Raw genomic sequence first — 23,284 nt, forward strand, 5'->3', positions numbered from 1 at the left:
CGTTCTTGTTGATTTTATTATAGCAGTTGGCGGATTTTTCTGAAATATCAAGAATCTATGATCTATGTTGGATTTCTACGTTACATTTCTACACCGGAGCGTATCCGGAAAATCATTTCCGCAATCTGCAGAATTCTTTTCCGCAGCAGAAAAAGAGGCAGCGCACCGTTTTTCCGGTGCGTCCTGCCTCCTCTTCTGTTTTTTATTCTGTTTTTTCTTCTGTTTTTTCTTCCGCCTTCTGATCTTCCTGTGAACTCAGGCTTTTCCTTTCCTGAATCATCTCCTGAATGATTTCATCTCCGCCTTCCTCCTGCCACTCTTTTACAAAATCATCAAAAGAAGAAAGCTCAGACTCGCCCCGGATAATTTTTAAAAAGGTCTCCGACTCCAGTTCTTTTAAGGTGTAACGATATGCTTCTGTGGTCTTCGTCCGGGTCGGATAAATCGTATTCACTCTTTGAATCTTTTCGTCGCTCAAAAGCGAGCAGGCTTTGATACGGGATAAATACGCGCTCCACTCCTCCGCACTCGCTGTTTTCGGGTTCTCCAGATAGGCGCGGCATACCTTTTCGAACGATCTTTCCAGAATCTCCAGCTCATCCTCCGATTTTTCCCCGTTCAGTGCCGCCTGCAGATTTTCGTAACAGATCGTCAGTGCCTGATTATAGTCGAGATTGATTGCTAAGGGGCGTGCCGTCGGATCGATATTTCCCGTATAATATTGCTGAAATTCTCCCCTTGGATCATCGTAGGAATAGCGCATATAATCAAACATCACCGACAGGATCTTCGGCACAATCTCCGGATATTCATACCCTTTTCGCACTACCACATAATTTCCGGTCAGCTTTTCGTTGCAGTACCGCACACTTCCATCCTTCCCGGTCCGAATCAGAAACGGCTGCCAGTCGGCCTCCGGATCCGTCTCATGACAGCGCCAGAGCGGGTTGTTCGGTGCCCACCACGGTGCGAAGAAAATGCCGCAGCGTCCCTGGGCAATGAGATCGGCAATGTCATCCTGTGTGCGGATCAAAAAGTCCCGGTCAAGGACGCCCTCCTGGTACCAGTCTGCCAACATGCCAAGTGCGTCTTTTACATTGGGCTGAACGGAACCATAAACCGGCATTCCTTCCGCATCCGTCAGCCATCTTCCCGGATATGCACCAAATGAGGCAAAAATAAGATTCATGCCGTATTCCGAAGAAATGCCCGTGCCGCCGTACAGAGTTGTGCTGACTGCAAGACCGATGTTACCCATCTCCTGGTTTGCCGGATTCTCCTCTGCAAACGTCAACGCAATATGTTTCACATCATCGATCGTTTCCGGTACGGAAAGTCCCAGTTTTTCCATCCAGTCCTTCCGCACCCATAGAAGATTCGGACCGTCCGAAATGTTGGTTTCCGGGAATGCCATCAGCTTTCCGTCAAAGGTACAGCCCTGCAGAATCTCCTCACCGTAGCTTGCATAAATATCCTTGATACGGTCGCTGGCACAATTTGCATAAACCTCTGTAAGATCGGCAAGCTGATCGTTTTTCTGCATGGCATTCATCGTTTTCTGATCCACAACCATGATATCGGCAATGTTTCCTGTTGCAATCATGGTAGAAATGCCAACGTTATAGGTATCACCGTAGTTTCATAAACATCCTCGTTCTGTACATTAATGATTTCGCGGATCAGGCGTGTATAGGCATTGTCCTCATAGGTTTCTCCCTCCGGGAGATTGGAATTATTCACACCCGTCATTTTTGCCAGCGTGTACGTGATGGTTTCCGGGTAACGTCCGTACGGCGTTGTTTTCGCTTCCGTAAGAGCCGCAGCCTCATTTCCGGCAGCATCGGAAACAGAATCATTCCCTGCTGCGCCACTTTCTCCGCAGCCACCCAGAATCGTTCCCGCTGCCAGCAATACAGCGAGGCCTGCCGCAATTTTTTTTTGCATCATGCCTGTACCTCCCTTTCCACACCCGGAATCCGTACCGTCACTTTCGTTCCCTTTCCCGGCTCACTCTCAATCGAAAGACCATACGCTTCTCCGTATTCGAGCTGAATCCTGGAATTGACATTCCGCACACCGTAGCCGCTGCTCTTCTCCGTCAGAATGGTCTGTGCTTTTTCCTGTTCCATGCCAACGCCATTATCCGCCACGGAAAGCACCACACAGTCTCCGTCGCGCCGTCCGCTGATTGTGATCACGCCTGGCTCACTGCCGCGCCGCCGGTCAATTCCATGCGCAATCGCATTTTCGGCAAGCGGCTGCAGAATCAGGTTCAGTGTACGGTAATCCAGAATATCCTCCGCCACATCCATTTTGACCGTAAAGCTGTAGTCGTGAAACATTTCCTGAATCTGCAGATACGAACGCACATTGTCGATCTCCTCGCGGATGGACATCGTATTTTTGCCTTTGTTCAGAGAAGTCCGGTAGTACCGCGAAAGCGCCAGCGTAGCCTTGCTGATATCATCCGAACCGATTTCCAATGCTTTCCAGTTGATCAGCGACAACGAATTATACAGAAAATGCGGGTTAATCTGCGCACGGAGCGCCGTCATTTCATACTGCTTCTGGCGGATGCGGCTCTCATAGACTTCCTGAATCAGCTGACGGATACGCGACAGCATCTGGTTAAAGCCGCGCGTCAGATCACCGATCTCATCTCTTTCCGTAGAAACCAGCTCTACTTCCAGATTTCCTTCGTCTACCTCAGCCATTGTCATTTTCAGCCTTTCAAGGCGGTGTGCCATATTTCCGGAGAATCTCATAATCACGACCGCAGAGAAAAGGACGCAGCCCGCCCACATCAGAAGAACCATCAGAAGAATCGGCTGCATCGGACTGATGATGCCTTTTTTCGGCAGATAGCACGCGGCATGCCATCCATTCTGCTCAATCTCCTTTTCCAGGAGAATGTAATTCGCTGTATTCTGCTTCTCTTTTTTTTGTATCTTCTGAAAGTCTGAAAATTCCATCTGGTATTTTGCATTCCTGGTCATCTTCTGATTTTCATACAGCACTTCTTTGCCCTCATTGTAGACGAAAACACCGTAATCCTCATTGACTGCAAGCTCCATGGAGCCAAAAATCTTACTGTAGTCCATGGAAATGTACAAAAAACCGCCTTTTCCGTCATCAATCAGCGGCATCGAGCGCACCAGAGTCACCGTTCCCTGATTCATATCGGCATACCAGTGAACATCATTGTCCGCCGGCGCTGTCCATTCATCATTTTCAATCTCCTGCGCCGGGCGCAGATACGTGCCGTGCGGAATAACGGAATCACGCACATAGACTGTAGACTGTCGGATTTCCGGGTAAAAATAACTTAAGGAATCCATCATCGGATCAAACTCTTTCACCATGCGCTCGTATGCTTCGAAGCTGTTTTTGTCTTCTGCCTTTATAATCTGAACAATCGTCTGGTCGAATGCCAGATAGTCCGACATACTCTGGTGCAGCGCAAGCTCCGTATTCACATCGTCCACTGCCTGATCAAAGGTGGTCTGCAGATTTTTGATCTCACGCTCGACAAGTACACGGCGCATCTGGGTGTAAAACAGTGTGAACATCAGGCACATTGGGAAAAGGCCTGTGAGAACATAAGCCACGATAAGCTTCCGGTGTACCTTCATATCTGAAAATGCTTTTTTTATTCTGCCGGCAAATGATGTCATCTTACTCCCCCTGATCCCGGTATTTCTGCGGGCTGATTCCAAAAAATTCGCGGAAGCTCTGACAGAAATAGGACACATTCACAAAACCGCATTTTTCGCAGATTATACCGATTTTCTCATTCGTATTTTCAAGCATCTCCCGCGCACGCTCCATGCGGAAGCTTTTTAAATAACGGCTCAGGTTTTCTCCTGTATTTTTCTTGAAAATGCTGCTCAGGTAATTCGGTGTCATGCCGACCTCGCGCGCAAGCTGGTCGACGCCCATGCCGCTGTCAGAATAGTTCTCGCGGATATACTGTTTGATCTGCTCGACTTCTCTGCGTTTCGCAACACCACCGTCCGCGCGGAAGACCGTTTCAAGCCGTTCAATACCCATACGGACTGCCTGAATCACACCGGCCATGTTGCTGCTGTGATACAGGGCGTCAATCTCACGGTCCAGCTCCCGCTCATCTTTTCTCTCGAGATTGTCGTAAATCTCTTTCAGCAGATTGGAAAACATAAACTTAATGTAAATCTGGGAGAAAATCGTCTGATGTTCATACTTCTCGCAGAACTGATCAAAGTGTTCCCGCAGACTCTCCAGATCCTTCATGCGAATGTCCTGCTGGATCTGGCGGATCAGGATTTCAGCATCAATCTGCACCAGCACCTCAGACTGCTCCTCCTGAAAGGGAAGGAAAACGTGGTTTCCCGTGTGATAAAAGCGACGCTCCATGAGCTGCTCCGTCTGCGCAAATGCATCGTAAAGCTCACAGTCCGGCGTGATCTCACCCGACACGGCCAGAAAGCATTCCTGATCCCACATTTCGCGGATATACCGGTACAGCTTCCGTCCGAAGGCTTCCCAGCCGCCATCCGGCTCCTCGCTGAAAAAAAGAATGGACTGCTGTGGGTTCAGGTTCAGATAGTGAAAGGGCATCTGCAAATCGCTCTGCATCTTTTCAATCTGTTCGCTGTTTACCTGTTCAAAATAGTTGTTGGCACACTCCAGCAGTACCATACGGCAGAAATCCCGGACAAAGCTCATATCGAGAAGCATCTGTGTTTTCTCCTGCATTGCGCTGCGGCTCTGCCCATTGACCATCAGATACAGCAAATGTTCCCGCAGAAACTCCATGCTTTCGTCCTTCCGTTTTTCCTCACGCTCACTTTTTGCAAGCTTTTCCGTGATTTCACCAACCACCTTTTCAAATTCTTCCGGGTTGACCGGTTTTAAAATATAGGCGGAAACACCGTAGGAAATCGCCTTTTTTGCGTAGGAAAACTCATCATACCCGCTGAAAATCACCGTTTCCGTCCCCGGATACGCCTCATGAATCCGGGAAAGAAGCTCAATTCCATCCATGAACGGCATATTGATGTCGGTCAGCAGTACGTCAATTTTCTCTTTTTCAAACACCTCCAGCGCTTCCTCTCCATTGGAGGCCTCCAGAATATTCTCCCGGATATTCATCCGCGAAAGCAGCATCCGAATGCCCTTTCGCTCTATCATTTCATCATCTACAATCAGATATGTGTACATGCATCGATCCTCTTTCTAAGCAGCCTGCCTAAAGCGGCGCATACTGGTTTTATTATACCATTCCCGCGGCAGAATTGCATAGCATTTACCGCTCAAAACCGTTACCGGAAACGCAAAACCAGAGCCGGTGAAAACATTCTCATCCGACTCTGGTTTTTCTATTACATGATTTCAGGACACCACTCATCCTGTCCCGAATCAGGCCTTCGTCCTCTCCCTTTTACTTCTGATATTCCTCAATTCTGCAAACATGTTCTTTTGTCTTTTTATTATAATTAATTCCTACCAGAAGCAAGTTTCCCTGATATTCTTCCAGACTTCTGCAATATTCTTTGTCCTTAATCTGCGCAAGCGCACCCTCTGCTGTTTTGTCCCATTTCAGTTCTACAACCAGCGCCGGTTTGTCCTGGTATCTTTTTCTTGGTACGAAAACAAGATCCGCAAACCCTTTTCCCCCAGGCAGTTCACGGTAAACCGTGTAAAAATTCCGTGCTGCATACAGCGCCAGTGAAATCGTATAGCTCAACGCATTTTCATCATTGTACTGAAGCTGTGACGTTTCAAAATGTGCCAGCCGAATTCCCTCTGCTACCTGTGTTTCCTGTTTTTCCCACACAGCCTGCAGAAGATCTGCGGAATTTTTCAGTGCCTTTGAAATATCTCCCCATTGGGAAACGGTTACCGCACTGGCATATTCTGACTGTACCTCGGCATTCGGAATAAAAACATATTTATTCTGTTCCTCATAACCAAGATATCCAAGATGAATCAGCAGTGTCAGCACATCATCCTCTGTCCGGAAAGTTGTCATATCATTCGTAAAACTGCCCGTGTTCACCGGAATCTTTTTCCCTGCCATCATCTGCAGTACGTCATCCCGAGGCCGTCAAAATTCAGATCAATATACCACTGTAGTGCTTCAAATGTTTCTGTCTGATTCCAGTAATTGCCGATTTTCCGGAATCGCATGGCATTGACAACCGAACGCGGGCTGTAAACCGAACTTTCTCCCGGGAACGAATAGCCGTCATACCAGTTTTTAATTTCTGCCAGATCCATCTGATACCGGCCGCAGAGTTCTTCTACTTCCTGCTCCGTAAATCCTACATATTCTGCGAGCGGCCCTGGATCAAGCATTGTAAATTCATCAAACATATTCAGTGCAGAATGGGTTCCATATTTTTTGATCGGCAGAATACCCGTCAGATAGGCAAGTGCTACGTAAACCTTATCTTTCAGAAAATCCCGCAGGAAATCAAGATACTCTTCCTGTGCTTTTTTATCCTGCTGATATTCCCGGAAAACACAGTCCCATTCATCAATGATAATGACAAACGACTGTTTTGTTGCCGCATAAATATCCTGCAGCGATTCTACCAGATCCGTATCGTCAAAGTAGTCCACGTCCGGATAACTGTTTTTCAGTTCCCGCAGCAGCATTCTTCGAACACGGTCAATCACCTGGCCAATTTCCTTGCTCCGGCTCAGAAATTCCTGCATATTCAAAAAAATCGTAGGATATTGATTTAAGTGCTGTGCAAATACAGCATTTTGAGAAATTTTCAATCCAGAAAAAAGTTCTCTGGAATCGCATTCCTTCCCATAATAAGCCGTCAGCATATCCGCCGTCATAGATTTTCCAAAGCGCCGCGGACGGCTGACACAGACATATCTCTGCACAGTATTAATCACCTGATTGGTATACTCGATCAGCCCTGTTTTATCCACATAAATTTCGGACTGAACCGCTTTTGCAAATTTTTCATTTCCCGGATTCAGATAAACTCCCATATTCCACCTGCGCCTTTCTCTTTCTACCTCTATCATACGATATTCTTGCCTTAAGTTCAATTTAGCATAAGTTGAAAAATGCCAGAATGTTTTTAACTGAGGCAAAACATTCTGGCTGTTTTTTCTGGGATTGCTATGAGTCAATTAATTAATGAATAAAGAACGCGTCCTCTTCCTCGTCTTCCACAACCGGTGTCATCGGGTTATACTCGGTTTCCACCAATTTTTTCACCAGCTCGTGATCGAAGTTGCGGCGGATTTCACAGGTTCTGTCGAAAATCATGGTTGCTTCATCCCCTGGGGTGCATGCCGGCCAGTTCGGGAGGGATGGGGTTTCCGGACTTCCGTAGCGGGCAAAGTTGATCCAGGCGGTGGCCATACGCTCCTGCAGACGGTCTGTTTCGCCCGGGACATTGCATACGGCGATGCGGTTGATGTTATGGAATACGAACGGAATCTCGGCACAATGCCATGCGGCTTTTCCGCCATCGATCGGGAATTCATAGGTAAACTGGTAGGAATAGGTCGGCGCTTCTGTAAACTCCGATTTCTGACGAATGAATTCGATCGTGTCCGGACGGAAGAACGTATCCACAGACCACAGATCCACAATTGTTTTGTCCGGATATGCTTTTTCAAAAAGAGAAATCAGCTCCGGCGTTGCATCACCATATTTTCTCGTCAGGAACGCAATCTGTTCCTCACGGTTCATCTCATGTTTTCCCGGCACAACCGGTCCAAAATCAAACTCACCGATGTTGGTTCCTGCCAGCACAGGAATCGTTTTAGCGTGATCCGTAAATCCGCACTTGATCGGATTTCCGCGGAACCAGCCGTTCTCCATCGGTCCCTGTCCGATATAGCAGCCTTTCGCAGCAACCTCTGCCTCAACTTTATTGTACGCATTTGACAGCTCATAATACGGGATCGTCTCAAGCTTCTCCACCTCGGACTCGTCCAGATTCAGTTCTTTTAACAGAGCCTTCACAATCGCGGTGCCGTCTCCGTCCTCTTTCTGATAAACCTTTGCCTCATAAACACCGCTCTCGATGATACCCTTCTGGAACAGGCCGTCTGCTGCCGGCGTATTCATCAGCGTTGCCACCTTCATACCGCCGCCGGACTGACCGAAAATCGTAACATTCTCCGGGTCTCCGCCGAATGCCGCGATATTGTCATGTACCCACTGCAATGCAGCTACCATATCTGCGTTTCCTGCATTCGCAGAATTTTTGTATTTTTCGCCAAACGGCGAGAGATCGAGATAACCGAGGATATTCAGCCGATGGTTCACGGAAACAACAACGACATCACCGAACTCGCTTAAGTGATCCCCCTCATATGCCACATGCTCAATCGCAGAGCCGGCGCTGAAGCCGCCGCCGTGGAGCCATACCATGACCGGCTTTTTCGCACCCGGATCAAGACTCTGTGTCCAGACATTCAGGTTCTGGCAATGCTCGTCCTGCGGCCAGTAGCGATGCGGTACCAGCACCTCCATGTTCGGCTCATCCTGCTTTAAAAGCGGGCATACATAGCCGTATGCCAGTGCATTTTTGATTCCTTTCCACGGTTTCACCGGCTGCGGCATCTGGAAACGATCCGCCTCGGCGTAATGGATTCCATGAAACGCGTATGTCGTATTCAGGCGGAAGCCGCGTACCTTTCCCGCCTTTGTCTCTACTACCGGATCTGTTTTACTGCATACAAAATAATCTCCCATATTTCAGTTACCTTCTTTCTATCCTGTTCTGTGACGCGCAGTTTCCAAAAAACCACCGCAAAATCCCCCTGATCTTTCCGTTTTTGCACCGGTCTTTGAAGCATCTGTTGTTTTTGCATTTACGCATCTGCTCCTTATTATACCAGACAATTTTTTCAGAAACAATTCTTTTCACTTTTATTTTCGGCTGTTTATATCAATAAAGTCCGAAAATCGCGTCAAAAACTGATATTTCCATCACAACTTCAAAGTGCTACAATAAAAAAGAAGGTAAAATCAACGTAAAAAAGGGGACTACTATGACGAAAACAGTACAAAAGAGCAAAGCCCGCGATATGACCCAGGGCTCTATCTGGAAACAGCTTCTTCTCTTCTCGCTTCCGCTGATGGCCGGAAATCTCTTCCAGCAGCTTTACAACACCGTTGACAGCATCGTTGTCGGCAACTTTGTCGGCAAGGAAGCACTCGCCGCCGTCGGCTCCGTCGGTCCAATCATCAATTCTCTGATCGGCTTTTTCATGGGACTTTCCACCGGTGCCGGTGTCATTATCTCTCAGTATTATGGCGCAAAGGCGGATGAAAAGGTCAGCCGCACCGTCAGCACGACACTGGTGATGACATTTTTTCTCTCTATTGTCTTTACTATTCTCGGCATCTTCATTACACCGTACATGCTCCGCATGATGAGTACGCCGAACGACGTCATCCGCGAGTCAGCAACGTATCTTAAAATTTACTTTGGCGGTGTTGCCGGTCTGATGTTCTACAACATGGGCTCCGGCGTTCTCCGCGCTGTCGGCGATTCCCGCCATCCGCTGTATTTCCTGATTTTTTCCGCTGTTATCAATACCGTGCTCGATCTTTTGTTTGTCGTTTCCTTCGGCATGGGAATCGAGGGTGTGGCGCTTGCAACCGTTATTGCACAGTGCCTTTCGGCGGTTCTGACGCTGTATGTGCTGACCACAACAGACGGCCCATACCGCATCTGTTGGAAAAAGCTCTGCATGGACTGGTCTTTGCTGTACCGCATCGTCTGCGTCGGACTGCCGGCAGCGATCCAGCAGATGGTGACTTCCGTTTCCAACGTTTTCGTGCAGTCCTATATCAATGTATTCGGCTCGGATGTTATGGCAGGCTGGAGTGCCTGCATGAAAATCGACCAGTTTATGATGCTGCCGATGATGAGTGTTGGTCTTGCTTCGACCACCTTCACCGGACAGAACGTCGGTGCCAGCTACATTGACCGTGCAAAGAAGGGTGCTACAACCGCATTCCTGCTTGCTGAGCTTGTAACCATTGTGATGATGATTCCTCTGCTGATTTTCGCTCCGCAAATGGTCTATCTGTTTAACCAGGAGGCAGCTGTGATTCGTTACGGAACCCTGTTCCTGTATCTCCTCTCCCCGTTCTACATTCTCTGCTGCGTCAACCAGGTTTATTCTAACGTCCTGCGTGGCGCAGGAGACACCAGAACACCAATGATCGTAATGCTCGGAAGCTTCGTCGTGTTCCGCCAGATTTATCTGTTTGTGATGTCTCATATATTTGATTCCATCATTCCGATTGCACTTGGTTATCCGGCGGGATGGCTGGTATGCAGTGTTCTGATCTATGCCTGCTATCGGAAATTCCGGTGGGATAAAGGAATGCGGAAAAACTGAAGGATTCCTTTCCTGACATAAGCAAAAGGGGCTGTCGCACTAAGAATGATATGCTCCCTTCTAGGTAGACAAGTGAAATAATAAAAACTTGTCACTTAGGAGGGAGCATATTTTATGTCCAAAAGAAAAGTATCTGTTGAGGATAAGACATATGCTGTAAATCTATATCTGGATGGAAAAGAAAGCCAACGGCGAATTGCCGATATGTTTGATGTAAGTCTCGCATCTGTCCAACAATGGATTCGAAACTATGAATCTATGGGAGCAAATGCATTCACATTGAAAGGAAATAAAAAATATTCCAAAGAATTGAAACAACAAGCAGTCTTAGATTATTTAGCAGGCTATGGTTCTCAGGATGATATTTGCAAAAAATACGGAATCCGTTCAAAAGCTAAGTTACAAATCTGGATAAAGAAGTATAATGGTCATGAAGAATTAAAATCTTCTGGAACAGGAGGAAACATTATCATGACCAAAGGAAGAAAAACCACTTTTGAAGAACGGGTTGAAATAGTACAGTATTGTATCGCACATGATCGTAATTATGCCCAAACAGCAGAACAATACCAGGTGTCCTATCAACAGGCTCGCAATTATATAGTCAAATATGAAGCTGGTGGAGTGGAAGCTTTAAGAGATAACCGTGGCAAACGAAAACGTCCCGATGAGATGAGTGAATTAGAAAAGCTGCGTGCTGAAGTTAAAATTTTAAAAGCAGAGAAAGAACGTGCTGAAATGGAGGCATCTTTTTTAAAAAAACTCGAAGAAATAGAGAGGAGGCGGGGCTAAGCCTGATCCGTCATGAACATATATATCAGGCAATCAAAGAAGAACACAAAGAACATAATTATCCAATCGCTGCACTTTGTAAACTTGGTAAAGTTTCTAGAGCAGCTTATTATAAATGGCTACACAGAGAAATTCCTAAAAGTGAGCAAAAGAATAGGCTTATTGCCGACGAGATAGAAAAGATTCACACAGACTCACCGGATAAAGGCTATCGAAGGATCAGGGATGATTTGGAACGATATCATGGTATTGATGTAAACGATAAACGTGTGCTACGCATTTGCCGTAAACTTAATATAAAATCAACTATCAAGTATTCTAACAACGGATGCACAAGACAGGCTGCAAGCCCTCAGTATATAGCTGAAAACATACTTAATCGGGAGTTCACTGCCAAAGCACCAAATGAAAAATGGCTCACTGATGTGACAGAATTCCATTATTATATTGGGATGGAAAAGCATAAAATTTATCTAAGTGCAATACTGGATCTATATGATAGACGGATTGTTTCGTATGTTATTCGTGATAAGAGCAACAATGCTTTGGTGTTTGATACGGTAGACAATGCTTTACTTAGAAATCCTGGTGCGCAGCCACTGTTTCACAGTGACAGAGGATTCCAATATACGAACAGGACATTTCATACAAAACTTGTAACTGCTGGAATAATACAAAGCATGTCGCGAGTTGCTAAATGTATCGACAATGGACCAATGGAAGGCTTTTGGGGAATTCTGAAGAGAGAGCGATATTATGGAAAACGATTCACTGATAGAGGTACTCTCGTAAAAATGATCGAAGATTATATAGATTACTACAACAATAAACGCTTGCAAAGGAATCTTGGAATTTTAACGCCAATGGAAAAACATGAAATTTACTTGCAAGCTGCATAAAAACTGCCAGCAGATAAATTTCTACTGGCAGGAAAAATTTATATTTTTTCAATTGTCTACTTGACGGGGAGCGGTTCAGAAAATGAACGTAGTGCGACAGTCCATTTTTTCGCATTATTTTTTCAGGAGTGCTGCTGAATGCTCTTTAATCAGAACAACTCTGCAATCGCCGCGATCTTCTCACAGTTTTCCGGCAGCGGACCATTGATTTTCGGTGACTGGCGCGTTGCCACGTAACAGCTTGCGATTCCGGCAGAGGCTGCACCGTGGCAGTCAGCGATGTCGTCATTTCCTGTCATCAGGCATTCTGCCGGATCGAGGTGATACTGCTTCAGCAGCATCTCATAAAACGCCGGATCCGGCTTTTCACACCGGCATCCGATGAGAGCAGGATTCCGTCAAAATATCTTGTCAGGTCGAGCAAGGAAATTTCCGGCGCGGTGAAAAGCGCCTGTGCGTTGGACAGCAGAAAAACCTTCTTTCCTGCGTCTTTTAAACGCTGCAGCATTTCCGGCACGCCGGGGAACAGTTTCAGTTCTTCTATCGAAATCGCACGGAACATTTTCGCCAGATCTGCAATTTCTTTTTCCGTTACCGAAACAGCTTGATCCTCAAACAGCTGCCGGAACACATCCGCAATGTCGATTTCCGGTACATGGCTGCCGCGGCATTCCATTTTAAGCGCAGCTTCCTGCTCTTTGATTTTTGTCTCATACGCCATCCGGAGTTCTTTCGGCTCATAGGCGGCCCCTTTCATGCCGAAGAACAGGCTCATTTTTTTCCAGAGATACGCTTTCTTTTCATTCGTATGTATATCTACCAGAGTTCCATATAAATCAAAAATATAATTCTGATACATCCTTCATCATCCTTTCTTACGGAAAGTTTTCCACACGACACGTATTCTACCAGACTTTTCTCCACAATTCCATGTCTTTTTTCCAGACTTCCTATCTTTTTTCTCCACCCGGGCTTTCCATCAGACCAGATCGTTGAACTCTGTTTTGCAAAAAAATTCCCCCGTACAGATTTTGTCCGCAACAGGGGAATTCATTACATCTCACAGTTTCCTGCGAATTGTAATCTTTGATTTACTTTCTCGCATCCAGCATTTCTTTCACCAGACGAATATACTCCGGTGTTGTTCCGCAGCAGCCGCCGACAATGCCTGCACCCGCGTCTACCAGAATGTTCATATATTTTGCAAACGTCGGCGCATCCATGCTGTAGATTGCCTCACCGGTCGGCGTGATTTTCGGCAGGCCGGCATTCGGTTTTACGATAACCGGTACTCTTGCCACTTTTTTCATGGAATTTACGACTGCCTCAAGCTGATCCGGTCCGACCGAGCAGTTCAGTCCTACGGCGGATGCTCCCATTTCCTGCAGTGTCTCAACTGCTTCCACAGCGTTTCCGCCGAACAGGGCAGAACCGTCTGCTTCCAGCGTCAGAGAACACATAATCGGCAGATCGCAGACAGAAAGTGCAGCATCCATAAAGACACACGTTTCGTCCACGCTCAGCATCGTCTCCGCTACCAGAAGATCAACGCCCGCATTTGCTACCGCTGTTACCTGCTCTGTGTAGGATTCCAGCAGCTCTTCATAAGAGAGATCGCCTTTTGGCTGCAGCATTTTTCCTGGTGTAGAAAAATCTCCCGCGATCAGCGCGCCTGTTCCGGCAAGCGCTTTTTTCGAGATGTCCACCAGGCGTGCATTCAGCTCCTCCACCTCGTTTTCTCTTCCATAATCCGCTAATTTCAATCTGTTTGCACCAAAGGTCGGCGCATAGACAATCTGGCTTCCCGCCTCCACGTAAGCCTTCTGTAAATTTACCAGAATATCAGGGTGCTCCAGAACCCAAAGCTCTGTACTGACTCCTTTTGGCATTCCCGCTTTTGTCAGATTTGATCCGGTTGCGCCATCCAATAAAATGACACCTGCTCCGGCAAGCTGTTCAAATTCTTCTCTTGTCATTTTCTTTTCTCCATTCTGCCCGAGTTACCTGCAGCACATGTCCGCGTATACTGACAAATCCCGGCTGTTTTTTCTGAACCTGCCGCACTTTTCGCGTCAAATTCATGTTCAGTATAGCATTGTATTGTTTTCCCGACAAGTAGAAAAGAGGTATCCGTTTTGGATACCCCTTCGTCTGTTTCTGTTCACGGATGTTCAGCAAACCCCGACATTCTCAATCATGATGCGCGTCTGAATGATGTGTCTCCGAATGATGCGTCTCCGAATGATGTGTCCTGCCCGAGCTGTTCCCCCCACCGGACGGGATATTCTTCGGTGACCCCGGAGACAAATTTGTTCCCTGGTTCACACGGGTTGCTTTCTGTCCATTTTCCACCTGCGAGGATGCCGATACCGTTGAAACACCCGAATCGGAACTGTTTTCCGTTGCAGCATTTTTTCCACACGCAACGAAAGCCAATACTGCTGTACCGACAAGTACGGAAATTACTGCCTTCTTCATTTCTCCACCTTCTTTCCTGGTACATCGTTTTCGCCTGAACATTAGAGCGTGTCTGAAAAATTATTTCCGCAATTTGCGAGATACACTCTGGTTGTAATTTCATTTTAAATGAACTTCTTACTATTGTCAATTTACTCTACAAATTCCCTATTATTTTCTTTTTTTGTAACGATTCAGAGCCATGCGAAATGGAAGAAAAATCGCGAAGCAGCCGGACCCCTCTCCCAGATCCGGCTGCCGTTTGTCCCGTATCGTATGCTTTTATTCTGCAGTGCTTGAAGACGTTGAAGCAGTGCCTGTGCTGCTTGTCGATGTCGTTTCGGTACTGCCTGATGTCGTGCTGTCAGACGTTGTACTGTCCGTTGCGGTACTGTCCGTTGTTGTGCTGTCGGTTGTGGTTCCATCTGTGGAATCTGTAGAAGCGCTGTCAACTGTCATCGTATACAGATCTGCGTCCGTTACTTCAAGCTTTTTCCAGTTGGATGCGACCTTGATATCGCTCTCCTTCACCCATCCGTCCAGTGTATCGTTGTACTTATCCGATTTGCGGTTGGAAATGATAGTCTGTCTTCTGGACTCGGTTTTATCCTCGTCGAATGCTTTATCTACACGGATCACATAATATGCATTGTCGCCTTCGATGACACCGTCATAATACTCGCCATCCTTCAGCTTTGCTGCTTCTTCCGCTACTTTATCTCCAAGAGAACAGGTATCGTCATCGTCTTTCTCCGATCCGGTTCCAAAGGATGTCTCGGAAGAGGTCAGATAAGAAACCTCAGAGGAGGAATCGCTGTCGGAACTGCTCGATGTGCTCGCGCTTGAAGCGTCGGATGCGCTTGTGTCGGAAGCATCGGAAGAAGAACTGCTCTCATCGGAGCCATCTGCAGAATCGGTGGAATCTGGGGTATTCTCCGCATTTAACTGATCGTTCAGCTCCTTGCGCAGATCGGTAAACGATGCGGCTGCCGGATCCTCAGACTCTTTTAAGAGATCCAGGAATCTCTGTGCGATTTCTTTCTTTGCCGCTTTTTCCTCGTCCGTCAAATCAATCGTTTTTCCATCGTCATCCTTCTCGGTTCCTGCTGTGGATACCGTGATGTAGCTGATGGAGGTCTGCTTTGCCTCTTCATCGGATACCTCGGTATCTACATCTGCGATGATCGGATCATAAATTCTGGTCTGAATAACATACAGCTCCAGTGCATCCTGGATGTCCTCAACGGTTGCGTGCAGCTTTTTCATCACATCGTCACCGTTCTTATCTGCGAATGCCTGTGCAGCCTCTTTCGCCTGCTGTTTTTCCTCGTCTGTCAGGGAAATTCCGTATTCCTCTGCGTGCTGCCGCATCAGAAGCTCTTTTTCGATCGTATCAAGAGACTGCTCCTTGAACGTTTCCCCGGTAGTCTTTCCATCGTCGCCTTCCTTGTCGTACATCTCAGACGGCATCTGCATTCCGTACATAGAGTACATCTTGGAATAATAATTGTACATGGTTGCCTGCTGATATCTCAGCATGAAATTTGCCTGTCCGAGTGTAATCGACTCGTCATTTACAGTAACTGCCGTTTTTGTTCCGTCCACATTGTCGGAACCGCAGCCGGTCAGTCCCATCGCTGCCATCGAAGCACTCAGCATAACGCAGACTGCTTTTGCTTTTAAATTTTTCATTACTTCCTCCTCATGCAGGGCGAAATGTATGCTCAAAAAGAGTTTTTCTTTTTACACGTTCGAATTTCCGGTCCTGCATCGATTTTTATAAACGCTTTTCCTATTATACCCTTTTTGTTGATACAGGGCAACTTTTTTCTTCCCTGTTCACGCCTTTTTCACACGATTTTGTGGTTATGCGAGTATTTCACTCCTGTGTGATCTGCAGCAGATCTTCCACCAGTGCATGGCTCTTCTCCAGCAGATCGATCTTTTCCTTTGAATTTCTCCGCCGCGGCGTGTAGACAAACGCCAGCGACTCCATCTGGAATTTCAGTTCGTCGCGGTATTTCTGCAGCAGCTCCGGAATCCGCGCCACATCGATTTTTGCATGCTGCTGTAAGGTGACTCGTACCGAATCGCCCATCTGTTTCAGCTCCGTCACATACGCACAGTGCGCCAGCGCTTTCAGTTCTGCAACAGCCAGAAGATTCTGTACATTTTTCGGCGGTTCCCCGAAGCGGTCGGTCAGCTCCTCCGTCATGTCCTCATACTCTTCCTTATTTTCAATCGCCGCAATTCGCTTATAGGTGTCAAGCTTCAGAGACTCGTTGCTGATGTAGCTGTCCGGAATATAGGCACTGACATTCAGATCAATCGTTGTCTCGAACGCTTCTGCCGGTGCGATGCCCTTCGCCTCCTGGACAGCCTCTGCGAGCATTTTACAATAGAGATCGTATCCAACCGATTCCATATGGCCCGACTGCTCTGCGCCCAGCAGATTTCCGGCGCCTCGGATCTCAAGATCACGCATTGCAATTTTAAAGCCGCTTCCCATCTCCGTAAATTCACGGATCGCATGGAGACGTTTCTCCGCTACTTCTTTTAGCATCTTGTTTCTGCGGTACATCAGAAACGCATACGACGTCCGGTTCGACCTACCGACACGGCCACGGAGCTGATAGAGCTGTGACAGTCCCATCTGGTCGGAATCGTGGATAATCATCGTGTTGACATTCGAAATATCGAGTCCTGTCTCAATGATCGTTGTTGACACGAGCACATCGATCTCTCCGTTGATAAAGCCGTACATGATCTTTTCCAGCTCACGCTCTTTCATCTGTCCGTGCGCAAAGCCTACATTTGCATCCGGCACGAGCTTCTGGATCGTGTTCGCCATATCCGCAATCGACTGGACACGGTTATAGACATAGTAAACCTGCCCGCCCCGCGCAAGTTCACGGTTAATCGCCTCGCGAACCATTTCTTCATTGTATTCACAGACAAAGGTCTGGATCGGCTGTCGATCCTGCGGTGCTTCCTCGAGCACACTCATATCCCGGATGCCGATCAGGCTCATGTGCATGGTACGTGGAATCGGCGTCGCCGTCAGTGTCAGAACATCCACATTTTTTTGCAGCTGTTTGATTTTTTCTTTATGCGTCACGCCGAACCGCTGCTCCTCATCGACAATCAGAAGGCCAAGATCTTTGAACTTTACGTCCTTCGACAGAACGCGGTGTGTTCCGATGACAATATCCACGAGTCCTTTTTTCAGATCCTCCAGCGTTTTTTTCTGCTCTGCCGGCGTGCGGAACCGGCACAGAAGATCAACGCGCACCGGAAAGTCCTTCATGCGCTCAACGAACGTATTGTAATGCTGCTGTGCCAGAATGGTGGTCGGAACGAGGTAAACGACCTGTTTGCTCTCCTGTACTGCCTTGAACGCTGCACGGATTGCAACCTCGGTTTTGCCGTATCCGACATCGCCGCAGATCAGGCGGTCCATGATCTTTTTGCTCTCCATGTCCGCCTTTGTCGCCTCGATCGCCGCAAGCTGATCGTCCGTCTCCTCAAACGGAAACAGTTCCTCAAATTCCTTCTGCCAGATCGTATCCTTTCCGAACTGATAGCCGGATGACGCCTGCCGCTCGGCATACAGCTTCACGAGATCCTGTGCGATATTTTTTACCGCATGGCGAACCCGTGTTTTCGTCTTATTCCATTCCTGACCGCCGATTTTATTCAGCTTCGGCACCTTTGCAGCTTCGCCGGACGCATACTTCTGCAGCGTATCGAGCTGGGTGGCCAGCACATAGAGGTTCGATCCGCCCGCATACTCGATTTTCATGTAATCACGCGTTACGCGGTCCATCTCAATTTTTTCGATACCGCGGTAAATACCAAGACCGTGGCTCTCGTGCACGACATAGTCACCGATCGAAAGATCCGCAAAATTTTGGATTTTCTGACCGGAATACTCCGATTTCTTCCGGTTTTTCTTCTTCTCTTTTCCAAAAATATCCGTCTCTGTAATCAGCACAAATTTCTGCATCGGATATTCAAAGCCTCTGCGGGCCGCGCCGTGGATCAGCATGACCTCGCCCGGTTTCAGAACACGCTCCTCATTCTCGCTGTAGAAGGCCGGAATCTCCTCATTCTGCAGGTCCTCTGCCAGATGCTGCGCCCTCGTCCGCGACGGACTCGCCAGTACAATACGGTAACCCGCTTTTTTCCAGGATTTCAGATCTTTTACCAGAAGCGGGAACTGATTGTTATACGAATTGACCGATTTCACCGTCACACTGAATTCGTCACGGATATTCCACTCGCCCTTCTGCGGCTCCATCAGCGATACGGCAACACAGCCGCGGCGGTTCAGTTTTGCCACAAGCTCCGCCGTACTGCACATCAGCTTCGCCTGTCCCGGCAGGAGGTATCCCTTTTCGAGACGGTGGCTCACGCTCTCCTGAAATTCTGCTTCCAGCGCATCGGCACACTCGATGATGCGGTTCGGCTCATCGAGGAAAATGCGGCTGTTCTCCGGCAGATACTCAAGAAACGAGACGGTCTCCGGATAAAAATAATGAAGATACTGCTCCGCTCCCTGCAGAATTTCGCCTTCTCCGATCCGGTCGCAGATTTCCTCTGCTGCACGGCGGATCCTTGCCGCTTCCTCTGTCATCATTTTGTCGCGGAATTTTGTGCTTTGCGCTTTCGCCTCTTTTTTTATAGCTTTTACGCCGCGCGCAATCGTATCCTCTGTTAAAATCAGCTCCGATGCCGGATAGATTGTGATCTCCTCGAGGTTTTCAATCGACCGCTGGCTCTCCGCATCGAAGCTTCGGATGGAATCTATCTCATCGCCCCAGAGCTCAATCCGGATCGGGTTCTGTTCCGTCAGCGGATAAATATCGAGAATGCCGCCGCGGACGGAAAACTGACCGGTCGACTCCACCTGAAAGGTACTCTCATAGCCGAGCCGCACCAGCTCTTTTCTTATTTTATCCAGATCGAGTTCGCTGTCATTGCGCAGATGGATGCAATGTTTTTCGAACACGCCAAGAGGCAGAAGAAAGTCCATACATCCCCCTACACTGGTGATGATGGTAACTTCCTTCCGCTCAAGAAGTGCCTGGATCACCTGAAGCCGCTGCCGGATCAGCAGATTTCCGTGAATGTCTGCCTGATAGAAAATCAGGTCCTTCGCCGGATAATACAGCGTCTCCGCATCGTACAGCCGGTAATCCTCATATAATTCTTTTGCTTTTAATTCATTTTCCGCGATCAGAAGCCGCACCGGGGCATCCTCGGAGAGGCCTGCGATCATGTGGGCTTTCTGGCTTTCCAGACAGCCCGAGATCACCGTCACACCTGCGGTTCCTTTTTTCAGATCACGGAACAGCTCGTCAAAACGGGCAATTTCTTTGATCGGTTCTAATAACGCTTTCATTTTCCTTACTCTGCCGGGTTTGCAGATTTGCGGTTATACTCATTCATAGCTGCGTCCACATCCCCGTTCAGCATCTGCTCAATTGCTTTTGCCGCATGCTCGATCGCCAGATTTACAAGGGGACGTTCGTCTTTCGTAAACGGACTTAACACGTAGTCCGCCAGATCCCAGTTTTTCGGTTTCTCACCGACGCCGACCTTCACACGCATAAAACGGTCGGTACCGAGATTGGCGATGATGTTTTTGATGCCGTTGTGGCCGCCCGCGCTTCCTTTTTTACGGATGCGGATCTGTCCCGGTGCCAGGCTGATGTCGTCATACACCACGATCAGCTCGCTCTCCGGATCTGCCTTGTAATAGTTTACCAGCTCCCGCACGGACTCACCGCTCAGGTTCATATATGTCATCGGCTTTGCAACGATAACCTTCTGACCTGCGATCATGCCTTTTCCGAACAGAGCCTTGTGGCCTGTACCGGAGGAAGAGATCTGATATTCATCGATCAGATAATCGATGGTATCAAATCCGACATTGTGCTTCGTCCCTTCGTACTGGCGCGTTGGATTTCCCAGACCTACTATAATATACATAAATTCTCCTGTCTTCAGACCATTTTCCGGCGCAGTTTTTATTCACGCTACGATCAAAGCGGACATTCGCAATCCGCTTCGCTACCTGCTCACAATCGAATAGCGGTTTCGCCGCACCGTAAAATGGTGTATTGTTTTTCCATCTGCCGGAAAGAAAGAACACGAATAAAAGAGCAGTCGTTTTCCTGCTCTTTTATTCGCTGAAACGCTTCGGCAATGCTTAGTTAAAATATACCAGCTCACTCTCCGGCTTTTTGGTCGGTTTGATTTCTTTTGCATACAGAACCGGGCCTTCGCCGTCGTAAACCTTCATGTAGCCCCACTTTACAGTTGCAGTCACGTCAACCCAGGAACCCATCACGAGAGATTTGGCGCTTGCGCATTTGCAGACATAGCCGATAAAAGAAGTATCATCTGCACAGCAGGTCATTGCCATACGGCCAGGAACAAAGAAATCGGCTCCGACATCTTTGCTCTTTAATACCATACCGCGGAAATGAACCGTCTTGCCCTCGTAACGCTCCGGGTTGTCGCCCATATCGACATACCAGATTCCGTAATCGGCGTCATCAATCTCGATCACATCGGCATCGGTATCAAACGGCATCTGATCCTCAAAAATGTTGTCAATTTCGCCTTCTTCGTTCTCAAACAGAACGTCGCATGCCTGGTTGACTACTTTGATGCTGCGGCGGAATGCCGGAAGCGGATCTTCCGGACGACAGCGGTTGAACATAACCATATCCGCATTTTTTGCCATCTCCATGAAAACAGATTTCATATTCTGCATATAAATCTGGAAGCAGCTTGCATCGACCGTCACAATCTCCTGTACAATGCCCCAGCCGCGCGGCAGCTCCATTTCTTCCAGTTTTTTTACACTCCAGAGCGGATTGTATTCCAGAATAATACGCTCCGGGCGATATTTACGGTTCAGTTTTTTCAGGTAATCTAAAGTAAACTGCTCCGGTCCTTCTACAATCTCCAGTACTGTATTGTGTTTGAGCAGTTCTTTTTCGTCATACTCTACCTCACCCTCCTCGGTTGTGATCAGAAGAGTCGGCCCGTCAATCTGGAAATATTCCTGTGCTACGGTAAAATTGATAAAAGAGGTTTTTCCACTCTCCAGAAATCCTGTTATGAGATAAATCGGAATTTCTACTTCGTCTTCTTCGTACATTTTGTACCTCCGTTGTCTTTGACGTACTCCCGGAATCTTTCTGCACTTGCTTTTGTGTCTGAGATTCCGGGCGTACCTTTTGCTTTGTCTCTAAATCAAGAAAAAAGCTGCCACATCGGATTTTGTTTCTGATGCGGCAGCTTCACTACAGTTCACAGGTACCCTGCGGACCGTAATTTTCGCAGCTACTTTGTATTTTTACAGTCCGAACAGCTCTGCCAGCTTATCTTCTGCTAATTTGGAACCGATGACACAGATTCTTCCGGTGAATTCCGGTGCTCCGTCACGTACTTCGTACTCTTCCGGAACCATATCGAAATAGATCCACTGTCCATCGGCGCCTGCTACCATACCTTTGGCACGAAGAACCATACCATAAGCGGTATCCTCGGAAAGTTTCTTTAAGATGCCTTCGATCTGCTCTTTGGTAAAGGTCTTCACAGTCTCCTGACCCCAGCTTGTGAAAACTTCGTCTGCGTGATGATGGTGATGATGATCATGACCGCATCCGCAATCGTCATCGTGGTGATGATGATGCTCATGGTCGTGATCATGGCCGCAGCAGCACTCGTCATCATGGTCGTGGTGATGATGCTCATGCTCCTCGTCGTGATCGTGGCCGCAGCAGCACTCGCCGTCATGGTCGTGGTGATGATGTTCATGTTCGTCCTCATCATGATCGTGATGATGGTGCTCATGCTCCTCATCGTGGTCATGGCCGCAGCAGCACTCGTCGTGGTCATGATGATGGTGATGATGCTCTTCCTCTTCTACCTGCGCAAGGTTGATGATGGCACCTTCCATCGTATCGAGTACTTTCTTACCACCCAGTACTTCAACCGGTGTGGTAATAATGTGTGCTTCCGGATTCAGTTCGCGGAGCATTTTTACAGCTGCCTCTACTTTTTCCGTATCGGCTTTATCGGTACGGCTCAGGATGATGGTTCCTGCGCTCTTTACCTGATTCTCGAAGAATTCGCCGAAGTTTCTGAGATACATTTTGCATTTCATAACGTCGACTACGGTTGTTGCGGAATTCAGGGCTACGCCTGCTTCTTTTTCTACACCGTCTACAGCCTTGATGACGTCGGAGAGTTTACCTACGCCGGACGGCTCGATGATGATGCGGTCCGGGTGATATTTGGTGATAACATCTTTTAATGCTGCGCCGAAGTCTCCCACAAGAGAGCAGCAGATGCAGCCGGAGTTCATTTCACGGATTTCGATACCGGCATCTTTTAAGAAGCCTCCGTCGATTCCGATTTCACCGAATTCGTTCTCGATCAGGACAACCTGCTGGCCTTTCAGTGCGTCTCCGAGGAGTTTTTTGATCAGGGTTGTTTTTCCTGCGCCCAGGAAACCTGAAATAATGTCTATTCTTGTCATTGATTTAACCTCTTTATCTTGTTGATTCCGTTTATAGTTAGCTGCAAAAGGGCCGAAGTTTATCCTCCGCCCCACACTCACGCTTATTATAGCAACCATAGAACAAAAAATCAAGAGAATTTCCCTTGCTTTTTCTGCATTTCACCATTATAATATATTACATGTCTTTTCTACTTTAACGCGTTGAATGGGCAAATCATTT

Annotated in this window: 17 protein-coding genes and 1 pseudogene; 3 read left to right on the forward strand and 15 right to left on the reverse strand. The window is 47.6% G+C overall.

Features of this window, described 5'->3' with window-relative positions:
• Positions 1-202: 202 nt before the first annotated feature.
• From DWZ60_RS13540 to DWZ60_RS13565, 6 genes and pseudogenes are all read right to left on the reverse strand, one after another.
• Positions 203-1,603, reverse strand: coding sequence for an extracellular solute-binding protein (locus DWZ60_RS13540; protein WP_119221834.1), 1,401 nt, complete (start codon positions 1,601-1,603; stop codon positions 203-205).
• On the reverse strand, positions 1,600-1,947 hold the full coding sequence (locus DWZ60_RS13545; RefSeq protein ID WP_119221836.1) for a hypothetical protein: 348 nt from the start codon (positions 1,945-1,947) through the stop codon (positions 1,600-1,602). Before DWZ60_RS13545 ends, DWZ60_RS13540 begins: the two co-directional genes overlap by 4 nt.
• Positions 1,944-3,674: a sensor histidine kinase gene (locus tag DWZ60_RS13550; protein ID WP_158576405.1), complete on the reverse strand. Its 1,731-nt coding sequence runs from the start codon at positions 3,672-3,674 to the stop codon at positions 1,944-1,946. The genes DWZ60_RS13545 and DWZ60_RS13550 overlap by 4 nt, the downstream gene beginning before the upstream one ends.
• 1 nt (position 3,675) lies before the next feature.
• Complete coding sequence (locus DWZ60_RS18715; protein WP_119221840.1) at positions 3,676-5,199, reverse strand: response regulator; 1,524 nt, start codon at positions 5,197-5,199, stop codon at positions 3,676-3,678.
• 220 nt (positions 5,200-5,419) lie between these two features.
• Positions 5,420-6,990, reverse strand: a pseudogene (locus DWZ60_RS20920) (AAA family ATPase).
• 148 nt (positions 6,991-7,138) lie between these two features.
• A complete protein-coding gene (locus tag DWZ60_RS13565; RefSeq protein WP_119221842.1) occupies positions 7,139-8,713 on the reverse strand; it encodes a carboxylesterase/lipase family protein in 1,575 nt (524 codons plus the stop codon).
• Between the two features lie 299 nt (positions 8,714-9,012).
• Here DWZ60_RS13565 and DWZ60_RS13570 point away from each other — a divergent pair, with 299 nt between their 5' ends.
• From DWZ60_RS13570 to DWZ60_RS13580, 3 genes are all read left to right on the forward strand, one after another.
• Positions 9,013-10,374 carry an MATE family efflux transporter gene (locus DWZ60_RS13570; protein ID WP_117761313.1) on the forward strand — a complete coding sequence of 454 codons (1,362 nt, stop codon included), beginning with the start codon at positions 9,013-9,015 and terminating at the stop codon, positions 10,372-10,374.
• A gap of 114 nt (positions 10,375-10,488) precedes the next feature.
• Positions 10,489-11,166, forward strand: coding sequence for a helix-turn-helix domain-containing protein (locus DWZ60_RS13575; protein ID WP_118720818.1), 678 nt, complete (start codon positions 10,489-10,491; stop codon positions 11,164-11,166).
• A gap of 5 nt (positions 11,167-11,171) precedes the next feature.
• Complete coding sequence (locus tag DWZ60_RS13580; RefSeq protein ID WP_118750639.1) at positions 11,172-12,065, forward strand: IS3 family transposase; 894 nt, start codon at positions 11,172-11,174, stop codon at positions 12,063-12,065.
• A 149-nt stretch (positions 12,066-12,214) separates the two neighbouring features.
• Here DWZ60_RS13580 and DWZ60_RS20310 read toward each other — a convergent pair whose 3' ends face one another.
• The 9 genes from DWZ60_RS20310 to DWZ60_RS13630 form a co-directional block, all read right to left on the reverse strand.
• Entirely contained in the window at positions 12,215-12,406 is a 192-nt protein-coding gene (locus DWZ60_RS20310; RefSeq protein ID WP_119206887.1) for a hypothetical protein, read from the reverse strand.
• Positions 12,397-12,924, reverse strand: a complete 528-nt coding sequence (locus tag DWZ60_RS13590) for an HAD family hydrolase (RefSeq protein ID WP_119221844.1) — start codon at positions 12,922-12,924, stop codon at positions 12,397-12,399. The genes DWZ60_RS20310 and DWZ60_RS13590 overlap by 10 nt, the downstream gene beginning before the upstream one ends.
• A 232-nt stretch (positions 12,925-13,156) precedes the next feature.
• On the reverse strand, positions 13,157-14,041 hold the full coding sequence (locus DWZ60_RS13600; RefSeq protein WP_119221846.1) for a homocysteine S-methyltransferase family protein: 885 nt from the start codon (positions 14,039-14,041) through the stop codon (positions 13,157-13,159).
• Positions 14,042-14,255: 214 nt separating this feature from the next.
• Complete coding sequence (locus DWZ60_RS13605) at positions 14,256-14,543, reverse strand: hypothetical protein (RefSeq protein ID WP_055220917.1); 288 nt, start codon at positions 14,541-14,543, stop codon at positions 14,256-14,258.
• A gap of 261 nt (positions 14,544-14,804) precedes the next feature.
• Positions 14,805-16,214 carry a SurA N-terminal domain-containing protein gene (locus DWZ60_RS13610; RefSeq protein WP_119221848.1) on the reverse strand — a complete coding sequence of 470 codons (1,410 nt, stop codon included), beginning with the start codon at positions 16,212-16,214 and terminating at the stop codon, positions 14,805-14,807.
• 187 nt (positions 16,215-16,401) lie between these two features.
• Positions 16,402-19,926 (reverse strand): transcription-repair coupling factor, encoded by a 3,525-nt coding sequence (gene mfd / locus DWZ60_RS13615; RefSeq protein ID WP_119221850.1) that lies wholly within the window; start codon positions 19,924-19,926, stop codon positions 16,402-16,404.
• A 5-nt stretch (positions 19,927-19,931) separates the two neighbouring features.
• Entirely contained in the window at positions 19,932-20,516 is a 585-nt protein-coding gene (gene pth / locus DWZ60_RS13620; protein WP_119207696.1) for an aminoacyl-tRNA hydrolase, read from the reverse strand.
• Between the two features lie 220 nt (positions 20,517-20,736).
• Positions 20,737-21,696, reverse strand: coding sequence for a TIGR03943 family putative permease subunit (locus tag DWZ60_RS13625; protein ID WP_119221852.1), 960 nt, complete (start codon positions 21,694-21,696; stop codon positions 20,737-20,739).
• A 198-nt stretch (positions 21,697-21,894) separates the two neighbouring features.
• A complete protein-coding gene (locus DWZ60_RS13630; RefSeq protein WP_119221854.1) occupies positions 21,895-23,082 on the reverse strand; it encodes a GTP-binding protein in 1,188 nt (395 codons plus the stop codon).
• Positions 23,083-23,284 lie beyond the last annotated feature (202 nt).

Source organism: Blautia sp. AF34-10 (genome assembly GCF_003477865.1).
Lineage (GTDB): Bacteria > Bacillota > Clostridia > Lachnospirales > Lachnospiraceae > Fusicatenibacter > Fusicatenibacter saccharivorans.